19 protein-coding genes are annotated in these 20,154 nt (G+C 64.9%); 11 read left to right on the forward strand and 8 right to left on the reverse strand.

All coding sequences use genetic code 11. The features are described from left to right. The first annotated feature begins 168 nt into the window (after positions 1-168). From QOU61_RS16215 to QOU61_RS16225, 3 genes are all read left to right on the forward strand, one after another. Entirely contained in the window at positions 169-372 is a 204-nt protein-coding gene (locus tag QOU61_RS16215) for a hypothetical protein (RefSeq protein WP_289661548.1), read from the forward strand. A 155-nt stretch (positions 373-527) separates the two neighbouring features. Further along, positions 528-1,499, forward strand: coding sequence for a hypothetical protein (locus tag QOU61_RS16220; RefSeq protein ID WP_289660306.1), 972 nt, complete (start codon positions 528-530; stop codon positions 1,497-1,499). A 152-nt stretch (positions 1,500-1,651) separates the two neighbouring features. Further along, complete coding sequence (locus QOU61_RS16225) at positions 1,652-2,092, forward strand: DUF1489 family protein (protein WP_289660307.1); 441 nt, start codon at positions 1,652-1,654, stop codon at positions 2,090-2,092. A gap of 19 nt (positions 2,093-2,111) precedes the next feature. On the opposite strand, the gene panC is transcribed toward QOU61_RS16225, so the two are convergent. Then, complete coding sequence (panC, locus tag QOU61_RS16230; protein WP_289660308.1) at positions 2,112-2,963, reverse strand: pantoate--beta-alanine ligase; 852 nt, start codon at positions 2,961-2,963, stop codon at positions 2,112-2,114. Positions 2,964-3,249: 286 nt separating this feature from the next. On the opposite strand from panC, the gene QOU61_RS16235 reads away from it, so the two are divergent. From QOU61_RS16235 to QOU61_RS16250, 4 genes are all read left to right on the forward strand, one after another. Further along, the gene (locus QOU61_RS16235) at positions 3,250-4,173 is read left to right on the forward strand and encodes a division plane positioning ATPase MipZ (RefSeq protein WP_289660309.1); all 924 of its coding nucleotides are present in this window, start codon (positions 3,250-3,252) and stop codon (positions 4,171-4,173) included. Between the two features lie 351 nt (positions 4,174-4,524). Beyond that, complete coding sequence (locus QOU61_RS16240; RefSeq protein WP_289660311.1) at positions 4,525-5,406, forward strand: alpha/beta fold hydrolase; 882 nt, start codon at positions 4,525-4,527, stop codon at positions 5,404-5,406. A 128-nt stretch (positions 5,407-5,534) separates the two neighbouring features. Beyond that, positions 5,535-6,293: a vWA domain-containing protein gene (locus QOU61_RS16245; protein ID WP_289660312.1), complete on the forward strand. Its 759-nt coding sequence runs from the start codon at positions 5,535-5,537 to the stop codon at positions 6,291-6,293. 122 nt (positions 6,294-6,415) lie between these two features. Continuing rightward, entirely contained in the window at positions 6,416-7,144 is a 729-nt protein-coding gene (locus QOU61_RS16250) for a DnaJ domain-containing protein (protein WP_289660314.1), read from the forward strand. A 342-nt stretch (positions 7,145-7,486) separates the two neighbouring features. Here QOU61_RS16250 and QOU61_RS16255 read toward each other — a convergent pair whose 3' ends face one another. Next, positions 7,487-9,310, reverse strand: coding sequence for a D-alanyl-D-alanine carboxypeptidase (locus tag QOU61_RS16255; RefSeq protein WP_289660315.1), 1,824 nt, complete (start codon positions 9,308-9,310; stop codon positions 7,487-7,489). 403 nt (positions 9,311-9,713) lie between these two features. Here QOU61_RS16255 and QOU61_RS16260 point away from each other — a divergent pair, with 403 nt between their 5' ends. After that, complete coding sequence (locus QOU61_RS16260; protein ID WP_289660316.1) at positions 9,714-10,022, forward strand: phasin family protein; 309 nt, start codon at positions 9,714-9,716, stop codon at positions 10,020-10,022. Positions 10,023-10,102: 80 nt separating this feature from the next. Here the strand turns inward: QOU61_RS16260 and QOU61_RS16265 are convergent, their stop codons facing one another. Further along, positions 10,103-11,488 carry a TadE/TadG family type IV pilus assembly protein gene (locus tag QOU61_RS16265; protein ID WP_289660318.1) on the reverse strand — a complete coding sequence of 462 codons (1,386 nt, stop codon included), beginning with the start codon at positions 11,486-11,488 and terminating at the stop codon, positions 10,103-10,105. Between the two features lie 493 nt (positions 11,489-11,981). Between QOU61_RS16265 and clpS the strand changes: the two genes are divergently transcribed. Together clpS and clpA are read left to right on the forward strand one after the other, a co-directional pair. Continuing rightward, entirely contained in the window at positions 11,982-12,314 is a 333-nt protein-coding gene (clpS, locus tag QOU61_RS16270; RefSeq protein ID WP_289661550.1) for an ATP-dependent Clp protease adapter ClpS, read from the forward strand. Positions 12,315-12,501: 187 nt separating this feature from the next. Continuing rightward, entirely contained in the window at positions 12,502-14,913 is a 2,412-nt protein-coding gene (gene clpA, locus QOU61_RS16275) for an ATP-dependent Clp protease ATP-binding subunit ClpA (protein ID WP_289660319.1), read from the forward strand. An 85-nt stretch (positions 14,914-14,998) separates the two neighbouring features. Here the strand turns inward: clpA and QOU61_RS16280 are convergent, their stop codons facing one another. The 5 genes from QOU61_RS16280 to QOU61_RS16300 form a co-directional block, all read right to left on the reverse strand. After that, entirely contained in the window at positions 14,999-16,423 is a 1,425-nt protein-coding gene (locus QOU61_RS16280) for an MFS transporter (RefSeq protein WP_289660320.1), read from the reverse strand. Positions 16,424-16,532: 109 nt separating this feature from the next. Next, a complete protein-coding gene (locus QOU61_RS16285) occupies positions 16,533-16,694 on the reverse strand; it encodes a hypothetical protein (RefSeq protein WP_289660321.1) in 162 nt (53 codons plus the stop codon). Between the two features lie 107 nt (positions 16,695-16,801). Further along, positions 16,802-17,155 carry a PilZ domain-containing protein gene (locus QOU61_RS16290; RefSeq protein ID WP_289660322.1) on the reverse strand — a complete coding sequence of 118 codons (354 nt, stop codon included), beginning with the start codon at positions 17,153-17,155 and terminating at the stop codon, positions 16,802-16,804. 126 nt (positions 17,156-17,281) lie between these two features. Next, positions 17,282-18,217: a glycine/sarcosine/betaine reductase selenoprotein B family protein gene (locus tag QOU61_RS16295; RefSeq protein ID WP_289660323.1), complete on the reverse strand. Its 936-nt coding sequence runs from the start codon at positions 18,215-18,217 to the stop codon at positions 17,282-17,284. Positions 18,218-18,313: 96 nt separating this feature from the next. Then, positions 18,314-18,949: an HAD family hydrolase gene (locus QOU61_RS16300; protein WP_289660325.1), complete on the reverse strand. Its 636-nt coding sequence runs from the start codon at positions 18,947-18,949 to the stop codon at positions 18,314-18,316. 89 nt (positions 18,950-19,038) lie between these two features. Here QOU61_RS16300 and QOU61_RS16305 point away from each other — a divergent pair, with 89 nt between their 5' ends. Beyond that, positions 19,039-20,034: a lytic transglycosylase domain-containing protein gene (locus tag QOU61_RS16305; protein ID WP_289660327.1), complete on the forward strand. Its 996-nt coding sequence runs from the start codon at positions 19,039-19,041 to the stop codon at positions 20,032-20,034. The last annotated feature ends 120 nt before the right edge of the window (positions 20,035-20,154 follow it).

Below are 20,154 nucleotides of genomic sequence, written 5' to 3' on the forward strand. Positions count from 1 at the left end.
GACGGAACTTCCTCCTTCTCGTATATCGCGCTGAAAAACCTGAAAAAAAGCCCGTTTGCCATGCCCTGATGTCGCTGGCCATTTGTACCGTCGGCATGCTATATGAACGGCGGGTTTCCAGCCGGATCTGCAGCGGGGACCGTGGGCACGTCCGGCGCTTTTGCGTGCATGGAGAGGGCGTTGAGACACAAGTTCAGCGTTGGAGAGACTGTCTATTTCACTGCCAGCAACGTTTCGCGTCCGGCCGCCAGTGGCACCTATGAGGTCGTCCGTCTGTTGCCGACCGACGGCGACGATTGCCAGTACAGGATCAAGAGCGCGACCGAAGCATTCGAACGGGTGGCCAAGGAGAGTCAGCTCGCACTCCCCTGAGGCATTCCGCGCGGAGGCTTGAAAGCTGCGGTGGGTTTCGTTCGCGCTGCCGTCAAAAGGCCGGCTTCGCAGCAGCAATCTTCGTGAAGCGAATTGCCGCTCGCGGGATTTGCCTTCAATAATTGTGCTCTCAACGGGGTGAGGGGACTTCGCGCATGAACTGGGCTTGGCCTGCCTCGCTCGACCATCTCTTGCGATCGCCGGCCTTCCCGATGTGGGCGACATTGGCGGCCGCGGGCTTTTTCGGCATCGTCACGCTGATCACGGTGTTGCGGGCGGAGAGGTCGGTCGCCAATGGCGCGCTGACAGTGATCACGTTATTGGCCGTCGGCATCGCGGTTGCCACCACCACCCGTGGATCAGGCCCCACCGGACGCGGTGCGGCGGGCGAAGTGAGGCTGGCGCCGCAACCAGGCGTCGCTTCGCCGGCGCTCGCCTGCATCGATGACCTCGCCGGCGATATCGTTCAGGCCGCCTGCGAGAAGGGGCTGTTCGGCTCGGCGGAATCGACCGCGGCGGCGGTTGCCTATGCGGCTGGTCAGGTTTCGCGGTTGACCGCGCTCGGCGATGCCAGCGCGAACCGCAGCCTTGGCTCCGAAATGCTCGCGCTGCGGCGGGCGCTGGAACGCGACCGCTATGGCCTGGTGGCGCAGGCGCTGCTGGCACGGGATCGCTGCACGCCGACGCAATGCGCCGCTTTCCGCAGCCTCACCGATCCGCGCCAGATCGCTTCCAACATGGAGCAGCATATCTATGACGGGCTGGTCACGCGCTATGCGCCGTCCTGGAACGCGCCTCCGGCGCCTGCGCCGGGCGCGGCGCTGGCCGGGTTCGCGCCGACGCTGCCCACCGGCAAGCCGACCAATGCGGAGTTTCCGAGCGCCGCCAACACCCCGCCGGTCAGCATCATGACGGCGGAGCCGGGAACCTCGGCGGCCCGCGCAGCGGCGCCTCCCGCGGCCACGGCGCCATCGCCCGCCGCGCGCCCGTCGGCGGCGGCAGCCAGCGCTCAGGCATCGGCCAAGAAGCCGCCGGCGCCGAAGCCGCGCCCCCCTGCAGCCGCACCGGTGCAGATCGCGCCCGCCGCGTCCGCGCCGGAATCTGCGCCCGCCGCGTCCAACGACTGATCCGCGCGGCGCGATCGGCATCGGCCGGTGCCTGGCCGCCCACAAGCCGTCGGGGGAAACAGGGTATCAACACGGTTTTGCGTTTGACATCGGCCCGTCCGATCGCGGAAACACGACCACGCTTATCACTTCCACAGTGCGCTGGTTCCTCGATGCCGCTCCACCTGATCAAGCTTGCCGTCGGCTGCGACTCCGTCACCGAACTGAAGGGCTGGGTCGCCGAACGCATGAAGACCGCGAAGAAGAAAGGCCTGCCGCAGCGTCACACCCACACCACCCGGATGACGCCGAAGCGCATCGAGGAGATTCTCGACGGTGGTTCGCTCTACTGGGTGATCCGCGGTGAAATCGCCGCGCGCGAAAAAATCATCGGAATCGAACCGTTCCGCGACAAGGATGGCATCGGGCGCTGCCGCCTGGTGATGCAGCCCAAGGTCATCCCGGTGTCGCCCCGTCCGATGCGTCCGTTCCAGGGCTGGCGCTATTTCACCGAGGATTCGGCGCCGCCGGACCTGACCAAAGCGGAGGCCGGCAGCGTCGCGGCGATGCCCGAGCCGCTGCGCCGGGAATTGCGCGACCTCGGCCTGCTCTGATCAGGATTGCCAGCGCCGATCAGACCGCGATGTTGTCGATCAGGCGGGTGGTTCCAAGCTTCGCGGCGACCAGGATCCGCATCGGCCCGTCGCTTGTCGCGGCGATCGGCGCCAGCGTCTCGGCGTGGCGCACCTCGAAATAGTCGAGCGCAAACCCCGCCGCCTTGATCACCTCGCTGCCGGCGGCCATCGCCGCCGCCACATCCTCGCCCGATCGCAGCCGCGTCGCGGCCTCTTTCATGGTTCGGTAGAGGATAGGCGCCAGGCGCCGCTCGTCCGGCGAAAGGTAGACGTTGCGGGAGGACATCGCGAGGCCGTCGCGCTCGCGGATCGTCTTCGAGCCGATCACCCGGACGCCGAGGTCGAGATCCCTGGCCATCTGCGTCACCACCCGCAGCTGTTGAAAGTCCTTTTCGCCGAAAATCGCGACGTCGGGTCGGCATTGGGTGAGCAGCTTGCCCACCACGGTGGCGACGCCGCCGAAAAAATGTGGCCGGAAGCGATCCTCCAGGCCCGCGGTGGCTGGCCCTTCCGGGCTGATCCGCGTCGCAAAGCCCTCCGGATACATCGCCTTCACGTCTGGGTGCCAGACCAGGTCGACATTCTCGGCCGCAAGCCTGGCGATATCGGCTTTCCAGGTGCGCGGATAGGAGGAGAAATCCTCCGTCGGCGCGAACTGGGTCGGGTTGACGAAGATCGAGACGATCACCCGGGTCGCGCGCCGCTTCGCCACGCGGACCAGCGAGACGTGACCGTCATGGAGCGCACCCATGGTGGGCACCAGCGCAACGGTCGCCTTTCTGGCGCGGAGGCCGTCGACGGCGCGACGCAGCGCAGGAACTGTGCGGACGATCGTGGGACTTCGTGACATCTGGGCTCAATCTTCTTGAAAGGGCGGGAAAGCCGCGGCTCGCGGCGCTCTGGCGGGAGTCCGACCTTACCAAGGCCGCCGCTCCGCCGCCAAGCCGGTGCCCCGGATCACAGAGCCGCAGACTCCGATCCATCATGATCGTGTTGATGACGGCCACGGCTGATTGATGCGGCAACACTGCGTTCAGCGATTCAGATTAAACATGAGCCCGCGATTTGCGCGTCCGCGATGCATTTCACTTGACCGAAGCGTTGCGTGACTTGAAGATATTCGCAGGGGTCGACAAATGCTGGTGCAGGCTAGCCAGGGACAATCAGGCTCAGCCCACGTTGTGGTGCTAGGCAATGAGAAGGGCGGGTCGGGCAAGTCCACCACCGCCCTGCATATCGCGGTCGCGCTGCTCAAGGCCGGCCAGCGCGTCGCCACCATCGATCTCGACTGCCGCCAGCAAAGCTTCACCCGCTACATCCATAACCGCAGCGCCTGGGCGCGCCGCACCGGGCTCAACCTCGAAATCCCGGTGCATCGCTGCATCAAGCTCGGCGAGACCATGCTGATCGCCGAAAACGAGAATTCGGAACTGCAGCAGTTCGTGGAGGCGGTCAGCACGGTCGAGCATACGTTCGACTTCATCGTGGTCGATACGCCGGGAACGGACAGCTACCTGATGCGGCTGGCCCATTCGATGGCCGACACCCTGGTGACGCCGATCAATGACAGCTTCCTCGATTTCGACGTGCTCGGCACGGTCGATCCGGCAACCTACGCGGTGACGGGCGAGAGCCACTATGCCGAGATGGTTCGCGAGACGCGGCGCAAGCGCCGCCAGCTCGACGGCGCCACCACCGACTGGATCGTCGTGCGCAACCGCCTGTCGATGCTGGGCTCGCGCAACAAGCAGCTCGTCGCCGACGGGCTCAAGGAACTGTCCTTCCGGCTCGGCTTCCGCTCGATCGACGGCTTTGCCGAGCGCGTGGTCTACCGCGAATTCTTCCCGCGCGGCCTGACGGCCCTCGACGATATCGACGAGGCGACCCTGGGCACCCGGCCCAATCTCGGCCATGTGACGGCCCGCGAAGAGGTCACGAGCCTGCTGCGGCAGCTCAAACTGCCGCTGGACGAGCGGGGCAGGCGTCGCGCCGCCAACCGGGCCGAATGGTTCAGTCAGGTCGACAAGCCCCTCGAGATCCACGACATCATTGGCGCCTGAGCCGTTGCGACAAGGCGCTGCATCCACCCCGTAACAGTCCGGATGGCGGTCCGGCCTGGCCACCCCAAGTGCAGGGCGCTGGCGGCCTTCTTAATGGCGTTTTTACCCAGGATTTGAACCAGACCTTCAGCTGAACCCTACAAAGGTAGCGGCCTGGAACCTTTTGGTTCCGTCGAGATTGTTTAGGGCGGAAATACGCGGAAAGGTTGCGCTGCACAACGATCAGGCGGTCAATTCACAACTTTTAGACTTCCTGTCACGTGGGTGTGACGTATATTACCAAAAAGGGACCGCAAGAGTCCCACTCGCAGGGAAGGATCGGGGCGCGAACGCCTCAGACTGAGGACGAACATGAAGCGTGGAATAGCGGTTCTGGTTTCGGTCGGCGCGTTGGTGGCGGTTGGTTATTTCACCGCCAGCAAATGGGCCATCAGTCATGAAACCATGGTGTTCACCGACGCGTCGCGCAACGATCGGCCTGTGCAGGTCGACGTCGCGGTGCGCCGGGACAAGCTGATGCAAGCCGAGGCCGGCATGATCAAGCTGCCGGTTGCGATCCTCAATCACGGCAACACCGTCAAGTTCACCGAATACTCGTTCCTCGCGAATGTGTTCGCCGCCCGCGGCTATATGGCGGTCAGCATTCAGCACGACTTGCCGACCGATGCGCCCATGGTCACCAAGGTCGGCGAGATCTATGTCGGACGTCTCGCGCAGATCCAGCGCGGCGTCGCCAATATCCGCTTCGTGGTCGACAAGATGAAGAACGCCCAGCCCAACGCCGACTATGACCATCTCACCGTGGTCGGACATTCCATGGGCGGCGACATCACGATGTACTTCGCCAAGCAGTATCCCGACCTCATCAAGAAGGTCGTGACGCTGGATAATTTGCGGGTGCCGTTCATGACCGACGGCAAGTTCAAGATCCTCTCGTTCCGCTCGAAGGATCCGCAGTTCAAGACCGACCCGGGCGTCATTCCGGATTCCGACGTATGTGAAAAGGCCGGCATCACGGTGGTGCAGACCCCGTTCCAGCACAACGACATGCGCGACACCGGGCCTGATACCGCCAAGGCGTCGATCCAGGCCATGCTTGACAAGTTCCTGAGCGATACCGACAGCGACGTTTCGGCGGTCGACACCCGATCGGTGAACTTCAACGATCCCGGTCCGGTTTCGCCTTACGTGCCCGTCGGCAAGAAGCGGGCGGCGTCTTCTGTTACCAACTGACCGGCGGCAGCAGGCTTTTATTCCCCATCGCGCTTTCCTCTCGCGCCGGATAGCCGGCGCGGCAGCGGTGTATTGACCGCGCGCGGGCAGGGGCCCACATAGAGTTCGCAGCCCAACGGCAGGCGCTGATGTCCGGCGAACCCATCAAACCCCAATCAGGCGAAGCCAATAAGGCGGCCGCAACCGGCAAGACCGGCTCGCTGCCCGACGCCACGTCCTCGGCAGCAGAGGATATTGCCGCCTTCGTCGCCAAGGCGCGCGCAATGTCGCCCCATGCGCTAGGCAGCCGCGGGCGGCTGATCTTCGCGCTCGACGCCACCATGAGCCGGCAGCCGACCTGGGACATGGCCTGCGCGCTGCAGGCCGACATGTTCCGCGAGGCGGGCGCGATCGGCAGCCTCGATATCCGCCTCGTCTATTACCGTGGCCTCAGCGAGTGCCGCGCCACGGGATGGATCTCCGACAGCGCGCAGCTGGCGAAATTGATGAGCAAGATCGATTGTCGCGGCGGCAACACCCAGATCGGCAAGGTGCTTTCCGAGGCGCGGCGCGAAGCGGCGGCTTCCGGCGTGCGCGCCGTGGTGTTTGTCGGCGATGCCATGGAAGAGCGGATCGACGATCTCTGCGCCAAAGCGGGGGAGCTCGGCCTGCTTAACGTGCCCGTCTTCATGTTCCAGGAAGGCCATGACGCCGACGCGGAGGCGGCCTTCAAGGAGATCGCGCGGCTGTCGCGCGGGGCCTATTGCAAATTCGACCCCGGCGCGGCGGCGCAGTTGCGCGAGCTCCTGCGTGCGGCGGCGGTCTATGCGGCCGGCGGGCGCGAGGCGCTGCTGCGGCTGTCGAAGTCCGCATCCGGCGCGGCGAGGCTGATCGGGCAGATGAAATAGGCGCGGGGAGCCTCGTTCCAGCGCCAGGCTGCGAGGAGCGGTGTGGCGCGGCTGCCGTGGACTGCGGAAGCAGGCAGAAGGGGCATCCTGCTTTTTGGCGTCGGGACAGCTATATTAGTGCGATGCCAACGCTGATCGCCGGCACCATCGCCGTCATCGTCCTCTACCTGCTGCTCCAGATGTTTCGCGCGGCCAATCCCGCGGTGCTGGCGCGTGCAATCAAGATCGCGGGCGGGGTCCTTGCGCTGGCCGTCGCCGCCTTCACGGGCCTGCGCGGCGAGCTCGCGGTCGCGATTCCGCTTGCGATCTTCGGCGCGGGATTGCTGGGCTGGGGGCCGGGCGGCATCCCAGGTTTCGGCAATTTCAGCTCGATTTTCCGCGGCGCCGCCGAGCGCTCGGCAGGCCAGACCTCCCAGGTCCGCTCGCAGTTTCTCGAGATGACGCTCGACCACGACAGCGGCGCGCTCGACGGCCGCATCGTCGCCGGCCCGTGGGCCGGCCGCGCGCTCGGCGAGTTCGATCTGCCGCAGCTGACGGCGATGATGCCGGGCTTCGACGCCGAAAGCGTAGCGCTACTTGAAAGCTATCTGGACCGCCGGTTTCCCGCTTGGCGTCAGCACGCGGAGCGCGATACGGCAGGGGGGCAACGCCGCGCGGCGGCGGGCGGAAAAATGACGGAAGAGGAGGCCTATCAGATCCTTGGCCTGCAGCCGGGGGCGAGCCGAGACGAGATCGGTCGCGCTCACCGTTCCCTCATGAAGAAACTGCATCCCGACCAAGGGGGGTCGACATACCTCGCGGCCCGCGTAAACGAGGCCAAGGATACTCTGCTTAGCACGCATAACGACTGACTCCGGCAACGCCACCAAACGCTACAGCCGCAGAGGCTCCTGCTTTCGAGTCTGGCCGCCACCCGCCGCACCGTTGCCCGGCGCGGTCGAACTTTTGCAGAAAGTTTTAACTGTAAAATCTTGACGAGAAGTTTGCAGGCGGACGGCCGCCGTCAGGCGCTTTTAAAAAATGCGGCAAAACAAGAAGGCCGGCGGCGGTTTTCCGGCGCCGGCCTGGCGATGTTTTGAAGCGCGAAAAGCTAGAGCCTGTTCGGTCCTGATGGAATCAGGGCCGATGCTCCAGCTTCTTGTTCTGACGCGTTTTCTTTACGCGAACCGGTACCCACTTCGCGCGAAAGCGCTCTAGTTGCGGACGGTGATGCAGGAAATGTCGGAGCGCCGCAGCGCCTTGCACACCGCTTCGGCCTGATCGCGTTCCAGGCCTGCGAAGCGGGCACGGAATAGTTTTCGGTTGTCCTTGGCGACGACCGGCTCGGTGAAGGGATCGGCCTTGTTGAGCAGGCCGCGGGCCTGATTGCGTGCGGCTTCGATGCGCTGCTGCGCCTCGCCTTCACTTTCAAGCGCGCCGACCTGCACGATCCACCCGCTATGGGTCGCGACCGGCTTGATCGCGCCGTTCTGCTGGACCGTTTGCGTCGCTTGCGGTTGCGCTTGCGGGGCAGGGGGCGCATAGGCCAGCGCCTGGGACGGGAGAGTTGCGCCGACGCTCGAGGCAGGCAGCACGCCGAGCAAGCCATTGCCGGTGCCGTGACCGGGCGGCTGCGGCGGCAGGTCGGTCCGGGCGCTCTCAGGCCGCGCCAGCTCTGCGCGCGCCTGCTCCGGCTTGCTCTCGGCCTTGGCGACAACCGAATTGGAGGTTTCCGCCACCTCGGGCCGCGGGATCGCGCTGGTGACGGGCGTCGACGGTTGCGGCGCGCCGGCGGAGGCCAGCTTGATCGGCCCGGCCTTGACCTGCACGGTCTTGACCCTGACCGGCTTCATCGGCTCGGACGAGCCGGGAATTGCGGCGATCGCCTGGGTCTGAATGACGCCTGATGTCAGCGGAGCGGGCTGCTCGATCTTGGCCTGCGGCGGCGGCATCGCCGCTGTCGCCGCGGCGATCGCCGACATCCGCGACGCGGGCGCGCGCGCCGGTTCGGCCGGGGCTGCGGGTTGAACGGCGCCCTCGACCTGGACCATCTGCGTCGGCCGCGATTGTGCCTCGGCTTCAGCCACCTCGGCGTTGGCATCCGACGTGCCGCGCTCGGTGATCGCTGCGACAGTGTGCTGGGTTGATGCCTTATCGAGATTCTCGGCAAGCAGGTTGCGCATGATGGCGTCGCGCGACCCGCCGCTGCGGCCGCCCATCACGACGCCGATCAGATGGCGGTTGCCGCGGCGCATCGAGGTGACGAGGTTGAAGCCGGAAGCGCGGGTATAGCCGGTCTTGATACCGTCGACGCCTTCGACGCTGCCGAGCAGGTGATTGTGGTTGCGGATCGACTGACCGCGATAGGTAAACGACGTGGTCGAGAAGTAGCGGTAGTAGCGCGGAAAGCGCTCCTGGATGGCGCGGCCGAGCATCGCCTGGTCGCGGGCCGTGGTGACCTGCTCGTCGTCGGGCAGGCCCGAGGCGTTGCGATAGGTGGTGCGGCTCATGCCGAGCGCGCGCGCCTTGCGGGTCATCAGCTTGGCGAAATCGTCTTCGTCGCCGCCGATCGCCTCGGCGATCACGACGGCGGCGTCATTGGCCGAGCGCGTGACCAGGCCCTTGATGGCGTCTTCGACCCGGATGGACTGGCCGGGTTTCAGCCCAAGCTTGGTCGGCGCCTGCTCGGAAGCGTGCTCCGATACCTGCATCTCGGTATCGAGCTTCATCTTGCCGGCCTCCAGCCGTTCGAACAGCAGATAAAGCGTCATGATCTTGGTGAGTGACGCCGGGTGGCGGAGCCCGTCGGGGCTGGTCGCTGTCAGCGTGGTCCCGGAATTGGCGTCGACGATGATGGAGGAGAATTGCGGACTGTAGCTGTCCCGCGCTTCCTGCTGGTGGCGGGCATAGTGCCGATGACGGTGGTTACGGCGTGCTTCGGCGCTGTCGCTGAAGAAGATGACAGCGGAGGCGACTGTGACCAGCCCGAAAACGCCAACTCGCACCAAGCGCGAGGAAGCCAGGTTTTTACGAAGCATGAAATCCCCGTCCCAGTTTCTGTCTTGATCACCGGTTCGTGAGGCAAAATTGTGCCCGACGGGTCGGCGACCCCATTACCTGCCTGCAGCGATCGATCTCGGAGCGCCATCGCCCCGACGATGCTGTCAGGCCGCTTTTCTGGCCAAGGTTCTGTTCACAAACGGCTTTCGGCCAATTGTGGGAAGGCGAACAAGCCCGGGAATCAGGGTAGGTCGCGCGGGTTGCCAAAAGATTAATGAACCCTTGCGTAAATTGCGGGGATTTCAGGCTTATTTTCGTTTATTTTGCGTTGCACAAGATTCTTGACTTTTATTGTGCGGTGCACTATAAAAGGGCGCAGATCAGGAAGCCGGGATGGTCCGGCATCGGATCACCGCCAGCCCAGGGATGAGGATTTCCACCATGTTCAAGATTGAAGACATTCAGAACTACAGCAAAGAGCAGCTCGAGGGCGTTCAGGCCATCGCGGCCGCCTACGGCGACTACAGCAAGAAGTCGTATGAAGACGTCAAGACGTTCGTTGAGAAGCTCTCGGGCGTGAAGTCGCTCGACAAGGCGCTGGAAGTGCAGACCGAGTACGCCAAGTCCGCCTACGAGCAGTTCGTTGCGGAATCGCAGAAGATCGCCGGCCTCTATGCCGACCTCGTCAAGCAGAGCTACAAGCCGCTGGAAGGCCTGGCCACGAAGTTCACGCCGGCCGTGGCTCGCTAACGAGCCTCGCGACGATTGCCGACAAAGCAAAAGCCCGGCCGTGACGGCCGGGCTTTTTTCGTGTCCGATCGGGCGTTGCGCTATTTCGAAACGCGAAGCTCGGCGATCTGGGTGCCGATCTGCTGGAACGCGCTGACGATCTGGGTCGACGACGTCAGCATGTAGAAGTTGCTGGGGTTGCTGGCGCAGTACGGCAATACCGCGGACTGGCCGGCGCCGTCGGTGTCGATCTGCACGGTGTAGATCGTGAATTTCGACTTGTTGGTGGTCGGATCAATGACGGCCTTGATGTTGTCGCACAGCGACTTCATCCGGGTGTCGACCTGCGAGCTTTGGGCCGAGCCATTGCCATACCAGCGGTCAACGGTATTGAGACCGTCGGTAAACAGGATGATGATGTCCTGGAAAGTCTCGTTCGAAGACTCGGTCGGAGCGTTCAACGGATCCTGCTGCATCAGCGACAACCAGCCCCATTGCAGGCCGACCGTCTGGTTGGTACCGCCGCCCGGCGACATCGCATTGATCGTGCTGTTGACGTTGCTCCAGTTATAGGTGAGCGGAAGCAGCTGCGCGGCCGGGCAGCTGCCCTCCTGGTCGGCAATGAACTGCGTTGCCTTGACGGTGCTGGAGGGGGCCGTCGCATCGATATCGTAGCTCTGGTCGCGGTCGGTCACGCAGCCGTTCCAAAGCGAATGGCTGGTGTTCGATCCCGCGCTCCACGAGTATCCGTGCCCGGTGCAGGTTGCCTTGCTCATCCAGCTGTAGCTGGAGTTCTTGCAATGGCCGGTCGGATCGAACAGGTCCCAGCGCAGCCAGGTCGCGCTCGCGTTCGAGGTGCCGATATTGACGTCGACCTCGAAGGGAACCACCGAGATGTAGACGTCGCCGTTCTGCTGGGCGAGGCCGGAGAGCTGGGTGACAAGGTTCGTTGCCGCGGTCTTGAGCGCGCCGATCTTGTTGTAGCTCGCCATGGAGCCGGTGTTGTCGAGCACCAGCGCCACACGCAGCTTGCTGGCGCCCCAGGTGGTCGTCGCCTTGGTGCCGAAATTGATGTTGGGATAGCCCGCCATCTGCATGAACTGGCTCGCGATCGAGCCGGAACCGTTGACCTGGATGGTCGCGGGCGTGCCCGTCGACTGGGGGGTGTAGGTCACGCTGACCGTGATCCCCTTCGCATCCTTGTTGGTATAGAGGGCGTTGAAATAGGCCTGCGCCTTGGCGTTGATCTGCGCAGCCGTGATGACGCCCTGCGTCAGGTCCCTCGACAGCATCAGGGCCGTCGAGTCGAGGGCGGCCTGCATCGACGAGCGCGCGGCGTTGGCGCGGCTATAGTCGATGGCGGCACCGACAAAGCTGAGAATGGGAACGATCGCGATGGCGAAAATTATCGCGATGTTGCCCTTATCGTCCCGACCGAAGCGGCGGGCCCGCTGGCAAAACTGACTAACAACGGCGTTACCGGGCATAGCGATCACCGAAATTGGGGTTATCGCAGCCATTTCGGGGGATGCCGCTGAACAGGTCGTAAACTGCTGCCTATAAAAACGGGTCAATAGCCGACAAAGCGGGGAATCGGCCCCGGCGACCGGTTTCTATCGTCAACGCCAGCTAAACGGGGCTCCCCGCGACTTTGTCAAACGGCGCAGGATTGATTAACCTTGCGCGGACTGCCGGGAGACGGAGTCGGACCGGCCGCGGGTCGCAGTGCCCTATCCGGGCGTGCTTGCGGCAAGCCCCGGTCCGACCCATATCTCTTTCCGCTGCCGGTTCGGCTGACGGGGCCGTGCTGGAAAGCGGTGGTCATGGGCGCGTGCCCGGGAAACTGGCTCCCGTCGGGGGGGACATTGCCCGGTTGCCGTCCGTCGTGCTGTGGGGATTTCGAGCGCCTGTGCCATGCCGCAACTAGCTTCCAATTCTGCATCGATCGTTCCGGCCGCGAGCGCGGTCCTGCTGCCCCGGATGGGCAATGGGGAAAACCGAGCCGGCGGTACCGGCGGTCCGGCCACATCCGTCATCACCAAGGTCAAGCCGAAGGCGAAGCGGCCGAACCTCTATCGCGTCCTGATCCTGAATGACGACTACACCCCGATGGAGTTCGTCGTTCACGTGCTGGAAAAATTCTTCCAGAAGGATGTCGAGGCCGCGACCAAGATCATGCTGCACGTCCACCATCATGGAATCGGCGAGTGCGGCATCTACACCTATGAGATCGCCGAGACCAAGGTGACGCAGGTGATGGATTTCGCGCGCAAGCACCAGCATCCCCTGCAATGCGTGATGGAAAAGAAATAGGCTTTCCCGTCGCTCGCCAGATTCCGTCCGGGAAGGTACGAAGTTTGCATCAAAAAAACGTGGAAGTGGAAGACGAGCGGCGGAACCGGACTTTTTGCCGCCGCTCGGATACCTATATGTGACAAAGGTTGTTGTTGCCTCACCCCGCAACGGCGATCATGATGGCCGGGGGCCATAGAGGACGCGAATGCCGACTTTTTCCCAAAGCCTTGAACAATCCCTGCATCGCGCACTGGCGATTGCGAACGAGCGTCATCATCAATATGCGACGCTCGAACATCTGCTGCTGTCGCTGATCGACGATTCCGATGCAGCAGCCGTCATGCGCGCCTGCAGCGTCGATCTCGACAAGCTGCGCACCAGCCTCGTCAACTATCTTGAGACCGAATTCGAAAACCTCGTCACCGACGGCAGCGACGACGCCAAGCCGACGGCCGGTTTCCAGCGCGTGATCCAGCGCGCCGTCATTCATGTGCAGTCCTCGGGCCGCGAAGAGGTAACCGGCGCCAATGTGCTGATCGCGATCTTCGCCGAGCGCGAAAGCCACGCCGCCTATTTCCTGCAGGAGCAGGACATGACCCGCTACGACGCGGTCAACTATATCAGCCACGGCATTGCCAAGCGGCCCGGAGTCTCCGAGGCGCGGCCGGTGCGCGGCGTCGACGAGGAGACCGAGACCAAGGGCAACGAGGACGCCAAGAAGAAGGGCGAGGCGCTCGAAACCTATTGCGTCAACCTCAACAAGAAGGCGCGCGACGGCAAGATCGATCCGGTGATCGGCCGCAACGCCGAGATCAACCGGGCGATCCAGGTGCTGTGCCGCCGGCAGAAGAACAATCCGCTGTTCGTGGGCGAGGCCGGCGTCGGCAAGACCGCGATCGCCGAGGGTCTCGCCAAGCGCATCGTCGACAGCGAGGTCCCGGAGGTGCTGGCCGCCGCCACCGTGTTCTCGCTCGACATGGGCACGCTGCTCGCCGGCACGCGCTATCGCGGCGATTTCGAGGAGCGCCTCAAGCAGGTGCTGAAGGAGCTCGAGGCGCATCCGAACGCCATCCTGTTCATCGACGAGATCCATACCGTGATCGGGGCAGGGGCCACCTCCGGCGGCGCGATGGACGCCTCCAACCTGCTCAAGCCCGCGCTCGCCTCGGGCACGATCCGCTGCATGGGCTCGACGACCTACAAGGAATACCGCCAGCACTTCGAGAAGGACCGCGCGCTGGTGCGGCGCTTCCAGAAGATCGACATCAACGAGCCGACGGTGGAAGACGCGATCGCGATCCTCAAGGGCCTGAAGCCCTATTTCGAGGACTACCATCGCCTGAAATACACCAACGAGGCGATCGAGGCGGCGGTGCAGCTTTCCTCGCGCTACATCCATGACCGCAAGCTGCCCGACAAGGCGATCGACGTGATCGACGAGTCCGGCGCGGCGCAGATGCTGGTCGCGGAAAGCAAGCGCAAGAAGACGATCGGCCTCAAGGAGATCGAGACCACGATCGCCTCGATGGCGCGGATACCGCCGAAGAGCGTCTCGAAGGACGACGCCGAGGTGCTCAAGCATCTCGAGCAGACCTTGAAGCGCGTGGTGTTCGGCCAGGACAAGGCGATCGAGTCGCTGTCCGCATCGATCAAGCTCGCCCGCGCCGGCCTGCGCGAGCCGGAAAAGCCGATCGGCTGCTACCTGTTCTCCGGTCCGACCGGCGTCGGCAAGACCGAAGTGGCAAAGCAGCTCGCGGCCTCGCTCGGGGTCGAGCTCCTGCGCTTCGACATGTCCGAATACATGGAGCGGCATACGGTGTCGCGCCTGATCGGCGCGCCTCCCGGCTATGTCGGCTTCGACCAGGGCGGCCTGCTCACCGATGGCGTCGACCAGCATCCGCACTGCGTGGTGCTGCTCGACGAGATCGAGAAGGCACATCCGGATCTCTATAACGTGCTGCTGCAGATCATGGATCACGGCCGGCTGACCGATCACAACGGCAAGCAGGTCAACTTCCGCAACGTGATCCTGATCATGACCACCAATGCCGGCGCGGCCGATCTCGCCAAGCAGGCGTTCGGCTTCACCCGCCACAAGCGGGAAGGCGACGACCACGAGGCGATCAACCGGCAGTTCGCGCCCGAGTTCCGCAACCGGCTCGACGCCATCGTTTCCTTCGCGCACCTCAATGCCGACGTGATCGGCATGGTGGTCGAGAAGTTCGTGCTGCAGCTCGAGGCCCAGCTCGCCGACCGCGACGTCACCATCGAGCTGTCGGAGCCGGCCAAGGCCTGGCTGATCCAGCACGGTTACGACGAGCAGATGGGGGCGCGGCCGATGGCGCGCGTGATCCAGGAGCACATCAAGAAGCCGCTCGCCGACGAGGTGCTGTTCGGCAAGCTCAAGGGCGGCGGGCATGTCCGCGTCGTGCTGGTCAAGGACGAGGCCTCCGGCGAGGAGGGCAGGGAAAAGATCGGCTTCGAGTTTGTCGAGGGCCCGGTCACGCCGAAGCCCGAGAAGCTGCCGGTCGCGCGCAAGCGCAAGCCCAAGCCGGGTGGTGGTCCAGGCGGCAACGCCAAGGGGCCAACGTCGAGGGGCCCGCTGGTCAAGGCCTAGTGGAGCGGATTTGACGTTCGCTGCCAGAACCGAATGAAGTGAAGCCGGCGGTCGCAAGGCCGCCGGTTTTCCTTTGCCGCCTGCCTCAATCGCCCTTCAGGCGCTGGTTTTCCTGGACCGCGACGCGTTCGGCGCCCTGGCTGCCCGTGGGCGACAGTCTCAGCATGCTCAGCACCGCGCCGAGGAGCGCAAAGCCGACGCCGGCCAGCAGCGAGAACTGCGTGCCCTCGCGCGGATATTGCGCCAGGAACAGCGCCACCAGCGCCGCGCCCACGGTCTGGCCCAACAGGCGGGCCGTGCCGAGCATGCCGCTGGCGCCGCCCGTTCGTTCGCGCGGCGCGGCCGCGATCAGGGTCCGGTTGTTGGGGGTCTGGAACAGGCCGAAGCCGACGCCGGCGAGCGCCATCCGCCAGACAATGTCGGCAGGCGCCGGATGATCGGGCAGCATCGCCAGCGCGCCGAGCCCAAGCGCGAACAGCACGAGCCCGATGCCGCCCAGAAGTCCCGCCGGGTAGCGCTCGACCAGCCGGCCGGCGAGCGGCGCGACGATCGCGACCGCGATCGGCCAGGGCGTGATCAGGAGGCCGATTTGCACGGCGGAGTAGCCGAAGCGGCTTTCGAGGTAGAAGGGGATCGCGACATAGGCCAGCATCTGCGCGCAGAACGACGCGATCGAGGTCGCGATCGACAGCGCAAAGACGGGAATGCGCAAGAGGTCGATCGGCAGCAGCGGCGGACCGTCCATGTGCGTCTCGCGATAGACCAGCATGACGAGAGCGATGGCGGCGATGCCGAATTCGACCAGACCGAGGCGAAGCGGTTCGCCGTGGCCGACGCTGTCGATCGCGGCGATGCCGACGCCGAAGGCGATCGCGCTCAGGCCCGCGCTTTGCCAGTCGAATGAATGGCTCGCGAGGGTGGTATGCGGCAGGGAGCGCCAGCCGAGCGCAAGCGCGGCGATGCCCAGCGGAACGTTGACCGCGAACAGGAACGGCCAGGTCGCAACCGCCAGGATGCCGGCCGCGACCGTCGGACCGATGGCGGCGGAGACGGCAACCACCATGGCATTGATGCCGATGCCGCGCCCGAGCTGCGCGCGCGGATAGGTGAAGCGCACCAGTGCGGTATTGACGCTCATGATCCCTGCCGCGCCGAATCCCTGCACGACGCGCGCGATCGTCAGGAGCGGCAGCGTGTGCGCCAGCGCGCAGAACAGCGAGGCCAGCGTGAACAGCGCAAGGCCCGCGAGATAGACGCGCCGGTAGCCGACGATCTCGCCAAGCGAGGCGAGCGGCAGCAGCGAAATCGTGATCGCAAGCTGGTAGCCGTTGACGATCCAGATCGAAAACGCCGGGCTCGCCTGCAGGTCATTCGCGATGGTCGGCAGCGCCACGTTGGCGATGGCGCCATCGATCACGGACATCGTGATGCCGAGCGCAATCGTCAGGATCGCCCAATGGCGCTGCGGCAGGGGCAGGCCATCGGGATGCTCGAGATAGGCTGATGACATCGGCTTGAAGCGGACCCTGTGGGCTGATTCCGCCAGAATAGCCGGAACCGGGGCTAACCGGGTAGGGAGACGGGAGTTCCGGGTGCCGGCCGGCCTCACCGCCGGTCGCCTACCAGCGCGACGCCGCCTTTCCGTAGACGAACAGCGCCACGAGGCCGAGTGTCACAGCGGTCGAGAAGATGATGATGATGCGGTCCCAATCCGGCCGCTTCCGCTGGTCGCGGTTCAGCGTCAGTGCCGAGAACATGGCTTTCAGGGCAAATCTGCGCATCGCCAATCCCACGTCAGGACGCCACCATATCATGGCGCGGACAAGCGGGCTTGAGGCAGATCAACCGAGTGAAGCGCGCGGTCTTCTCCGACGGCGCGATGGCTTCCTCAACCCTCGCCGAGAAGCTGCTTGATGCGGCGCTGCAGCTGACGCTTCTTGATTTCGCTGCGGCGCAGCCGCTCGTCGAGGTCGCTGACCGGCCGGTCTGAGGTCATGATGCGGAAAGCGAGCCCGACCTTGTTGGCCTGGCGCCAGACCAGCCTGGCAAGGAAGGCGCGGCCTTTGCGGGCGACCCGCAGCGTGATGTGTTCCGGCAGCCGCGCCGCCGAGTTGAGTTCGACGCAGGCGCCATGCTCGCTGATGTTGCGCACCACGCAGTTCATCGTCGAGCCGTCGCGGTTGATCTCGGCGACCCCGCCGTAAAGCACCTTGCCGCGCACGCTTTCGCGTCGGTCGCGCATCTGACCATCTCCCCGGAAAATGACGGCAGGAGTCTACGCCGGCTTGGGGCCAATAGAAGGCGCCGGCGAGCGATATGTGCCGTTAACGTAAATCGTCATTGACCGAGCAGGTGCAAAAACGAGGACCTATGCCGTGGCCTCGCGCAGGCCCTTTGCGACTTCCTTCTGGGCATCGAAGTCGCGCCGCCGCCGCGCCAGCTCTTCCGGGCTGACCGCCGCGACATTGTTATAGTCGCGCTTCCAGGCGGGGTCTGCGCTCCAGCGCAGCGGCGACTGCACCGTGGTTTGTGGCGCGATTGCGCTTTCGAGCACGCGCAGCGCCAGCTCCAGCGTGAAGGCCTGCGAGGCCTCGTCATGCGGCTTGCCGGCGGAATTGCCGAGCGGGAAATCGCTGAACAGGAAGCGCGGCACCGCGGCATGCTCGACGATATCCTTGGCGCAGCCCATGATGACGGTGGGGATGCCATTGCTCTCCAGGTGTCGCGCGACGAGGCTCACGGTCTGGTGGCAGACCGGGCAGTTCGGCGCCAGGATCGCGGCATCGACGCCGTCGGCGCGGCAGCGGGCAAGGATCTCCGGCGCGTCGGTCTCGATCGTCACACGGTGGCTGCGGTTGGTGGGCACGCCGAAGAAGCGGGGCGCGACTTCGCCGATGCGGCCTTGGCGGGCCGCGGCATGCAGCTGCGGCAGCGGGAACCAGGTTCCGGGATCCTCGGCCGAGGTGTGCACGCGGTCATAGGCAATATGGGAAATCCGCAGGTCGTGGGACTTCGATGCGTCGCCGTCATAGACCGAATAGAACTTGGCGCCGCCATTATATTTGGCGCCCGGACCCTGATCGCCCTTGGCGGGATCGAACGGGGCGGCCGTCGTGACGATGGTGACGCGGGCGCCGTCGAGCGGCTTTGCGAGCCGCGTGAACGGCGCCTCGACATGGTGCGCCCAGCGGTAGGGGGTGGCGTATCCGAGCGCCTGATAATACGCGCGGGTCCGCGCCATATAGGGTATCGGCGCGTCGTCGTCGGGGGCAAAGCCGAACGGCTCGTCGGATGGGGCATTCATGGCTAGCGTTCCCTTGCTGGGTGACGGTCCCGCCGTTGAAAGCGTATCATGCGCGAACCGGCTATTGCCGGCAACCGCCGCCCGCACGCCCGCGGCTCAGCGGGCGTGGTCCAGCAGATCGCGATGGGCGGCGCAGACATGGTGCGCGCCGGCGCTCATGAGCTCCTCGCGGTTGCCATAGCCGTAGAGCACCCCGATCGCGGTCATCGCGTTGCGGCGCGCACCGATCATGTCGTGGCTGCGGTCACCGATCATGATCGCACGTTTCGGATCGACCTTTGTCTCCTGCAGTGCATATTGCAGGAGCTCGCCCTTGTCGGTTCGTGCGCCGTCCAGTTCGGAACCGAACACGCGCTCGAAATAGGTCCGCAGCCCGAAGTGATCGATGATGCGCTCGGCATAGACGGCCGGTTTGCTGGTCGCAACGAACATGCGCCGGTCGGATGCCGCAAGCGTCGCGAGCGTATCCTTGATGCCGGGATAGGCCTCGTTCTCGAAAATCCCGATGTCGGAAAACCGCTCGCGGTAGAGCAATAGCGCCTGGTCGGCCAGATTGTCGCTGCCGAGAATTTTTGCGAGGCTCGCGTGCAGCGGAGGCCCAATGCACCAGATCAGCTCGTCTTCCGTCGGGACTTCGTGGCCGAGCCTTTCGAGCGCATATTGAATGGAACGGGTAATGCCGGCCTTGGGATTGGTCAGCGTGCCGTCGAGGTCAAAATAGATGGTCGTCATTCCGGCCAATCCGGGTTTTACCTGCATGCCTGCGTGCTAGAGGCCTGGCGAGCGATGTCAAGCGCCGATTGGGAAAATGGCTTGAAACCATGCGGATAGTCGCGGTCCCCGGGTTGTGCGTCTTTGCGGCGCTGTTGCTGATGACCATGTCGGCGGCCGCCGAAGACGCCCCGCCCGCGAAGACCGGCGTGGCGATCCCGAGCGTGGAAGAACTCGCGACCCGCGACGAGGCCAACAAGGGCCTCCTGCAAACGCCGGAGGAGACCGCGCGCGAAAGCGATACCCGCGAGGCGATCTGCCTGATGATCGAATCCGCGGCAAGGGCCAACGACCTGCCGCTGGAGTTTTTCGCGCGCGTGATCTGGCAGGAGAGCCGCTTCCAGTCCGATGCCGTGGGGCCGATGACGCGCAACGGCCAGCGCGCGCAGGGCATTGCGCAATTCATGCCGGGCACCGCCAACGAGCGCGGGCTGCTCGACCCCTTCAATCCGGTGCAGGCGCTGCCGAAATCGGCGGAATTTTTGAGCGAGCTGCGCAGCCAGTTCGGCAATCTGGGCCTGGCCGCCGCAGCCTATAATGCCGGGCCCCGCAGGGTGCAGGAATGGCTCGCGGGCACCGGTCCGATGCCGCAGGAGACGCGCAACTATGTCTCCGTGATCACCGGTTCGAGCGTGGACGAATGGGCGCGTGCCGGGCGCGGCGGCAAGATGCCGGCGACCGCGCGGCCGACCACCTGCCGCGAATTGATGGCGCTGCTCAAGCGCGCGCCGAACCCGTTCATCGCAGGGCTCGAACAGCATGTGCAGATCGCGGCGGCAAAACTCTGGGGCGTGCAGCTCGCCGCCGGCTTTGACCGCGACAAGGCGCTGGCGATGTATGCGCGGGCGATGACGCGGCTTACCGCCGTGATCGGCGACCACGATCCGAGCATCCTGGCGACCGTGATGCGCAGCCGCGGCAGTCACATGTTCTATCAGGTGCGGATCGGTGCCGACACGCGACCCGAAGCGGACGGTCTCTGCAACCACATCCGCCGCGCCGGCGGCGCCTGCTTCGTGCTGAAGAACATGTTCGTGCGAGGCTAGGCCGCTCGGGCTATGGCTGCGGCTCGCACAGCCGCATGGCGGCCAGCGTGGGCTGCGCTTGGCGCAGAGCGCCGGTCCGGCAATGGCGGTTGACGAGGGCCAGCGTGATCCGCGTTATGC

The sequence above is a fragment of the Bradyrhizobium sp. NP1 genome (genome assembly GCF_030378205.1).
Taxonomy (GTDB): domain Bacteria; phylum Pseudomonadota; class Alphaproteobacteria; order Rhizobiales; family Xanthobacteraceae; genus Bradyrhizobium.

Coding starts and splice junctions, on each gene's coding strand:
- QOU61_RS16215 (WP_289661548.1), top strand. CDS start 169: ATGGAGAGGGCGTTGAGACACAAGTTCAGCGTTGGAGAGACTGTCTAT.
- QOU61_RS16220 (WP_289660306.1), top strand. CDS start 528: ATGAACTGGGCTTGGCCTGCCTCGCTCGACCATCTCTTGCGATCGCCG.
- QOU61_RS16225 (WP_289660307.1), top strand. CDS start 1,652: ATGCCGCTCCACCTGATCAAGCTTGCCGTCGGCTGCGACTCCGTCACC.
- panC (WP_289660308.1), bottom strand. CDS start 2,963: ATGTCACGAAGTCCCACGATCGTCCGCACAGTTCCTGCGCTGCGTCGC.
- QOU61_RS16235 (WP_289660309.1), top strand. CDS start 3,250: ATGCTGGTGCAGGCTAGCCAGGGACAATCAGGCTCAGCCCACGTTGTG.
- QOU61_RS16240 (WP_289660311.1), top strand. CDS start 4,525: ATGAAGCGTGGAATAGCGGTTCTGGTTTCGGTCGGCGCGTTGGTGGCG.
- QOU61_RS16245 (WP_289660312.1), top strand. CDS start 5,535: ATGTCCGGCGAACCCATCAAACCCCAATCAGGCGAAGCCAATAAGGCG.
- QOU61_RS16250 (WP_289660314.1), top strand. CDS start 6,416: ATGCCAACGCTGATCGCCGGCACCATCGCCGTCATCGTCCTCTACCTG.
- QOU61_RS16255 (WP_289660315.1), bottom strand. CDS start 9,310: ATGCTTCGTAAAAACCTGGCTTCCTCGCGCTTGGTGCGAGTTGGCGTT.
- QOU61_RS16260 (WP_289660316.1), top strand. CDS start 9,714: ATGTTCAAGATTGAAGACATTCAGAACTACAGCAAAGAGCAGCTCGAG.
- QOU61_RS16265 (WP_289660318.1), bottom strand. CDS start 11,488: ATGCCCGGTAACGCCGTTGTTAGTCAGTTTTGCCAGCGGGCCCGCCGC.
- clpS (WP_289661550.1), top strand. CDS start 11,982: ATGGGCAATGGGGAAAACCGAGCCGGCGGTACCGGCGGTCCGGCCACA.
- clpA (WP_289660319.1), top strand. CDS start 12,502: ATGCCGACTTTTTCCCAAAGCCTTGAACAATCCCTGCATCGCGCACTG.
- QOU61_RS16280 (WP_289660320.1), bottom strand. CDS start 16,423: ATGTCATCAGCCTATCTCGAGCATCCCGATGGCCTGCCCCTGCCGCAG.
- QOU61_RS16285 (WP_289660321.1), bottom strand. CDS start 16,694: ATGCGCAGATTTGCCCTGAAAGCCATGTTCTCGGCACTGACGCTGAAC.
- QOU61_RS16290 (WP_289660322.1), bottom strand. CDS start 17,155: ATGCGCGACCGACGCGAAAGCGTGCGCGGCAAGGTGCTTTACGGCGGG.
- QOU61_RS16295 (WP_289660323.1), bottom strand. CDS start 18,217: ATGAATGCCCCATCCGACGAGCCGTTCGGCTTTGCCCCCGACGACGAC.
- QOU61_RS16300 (WP_289660325.1), bottom strand. CDS start 18,949: ATGACGACCATCTATTTTGACCTCGACGGCACGCTGACCAATCCCAAG.
- QOU61_RS16305 (WP_289660327.1), top strand. CDS start 19,039: ATGCGGATAGTCGCGGTCCCCGGGTTGTGCGTCTTTGCGGCGCTGTTG.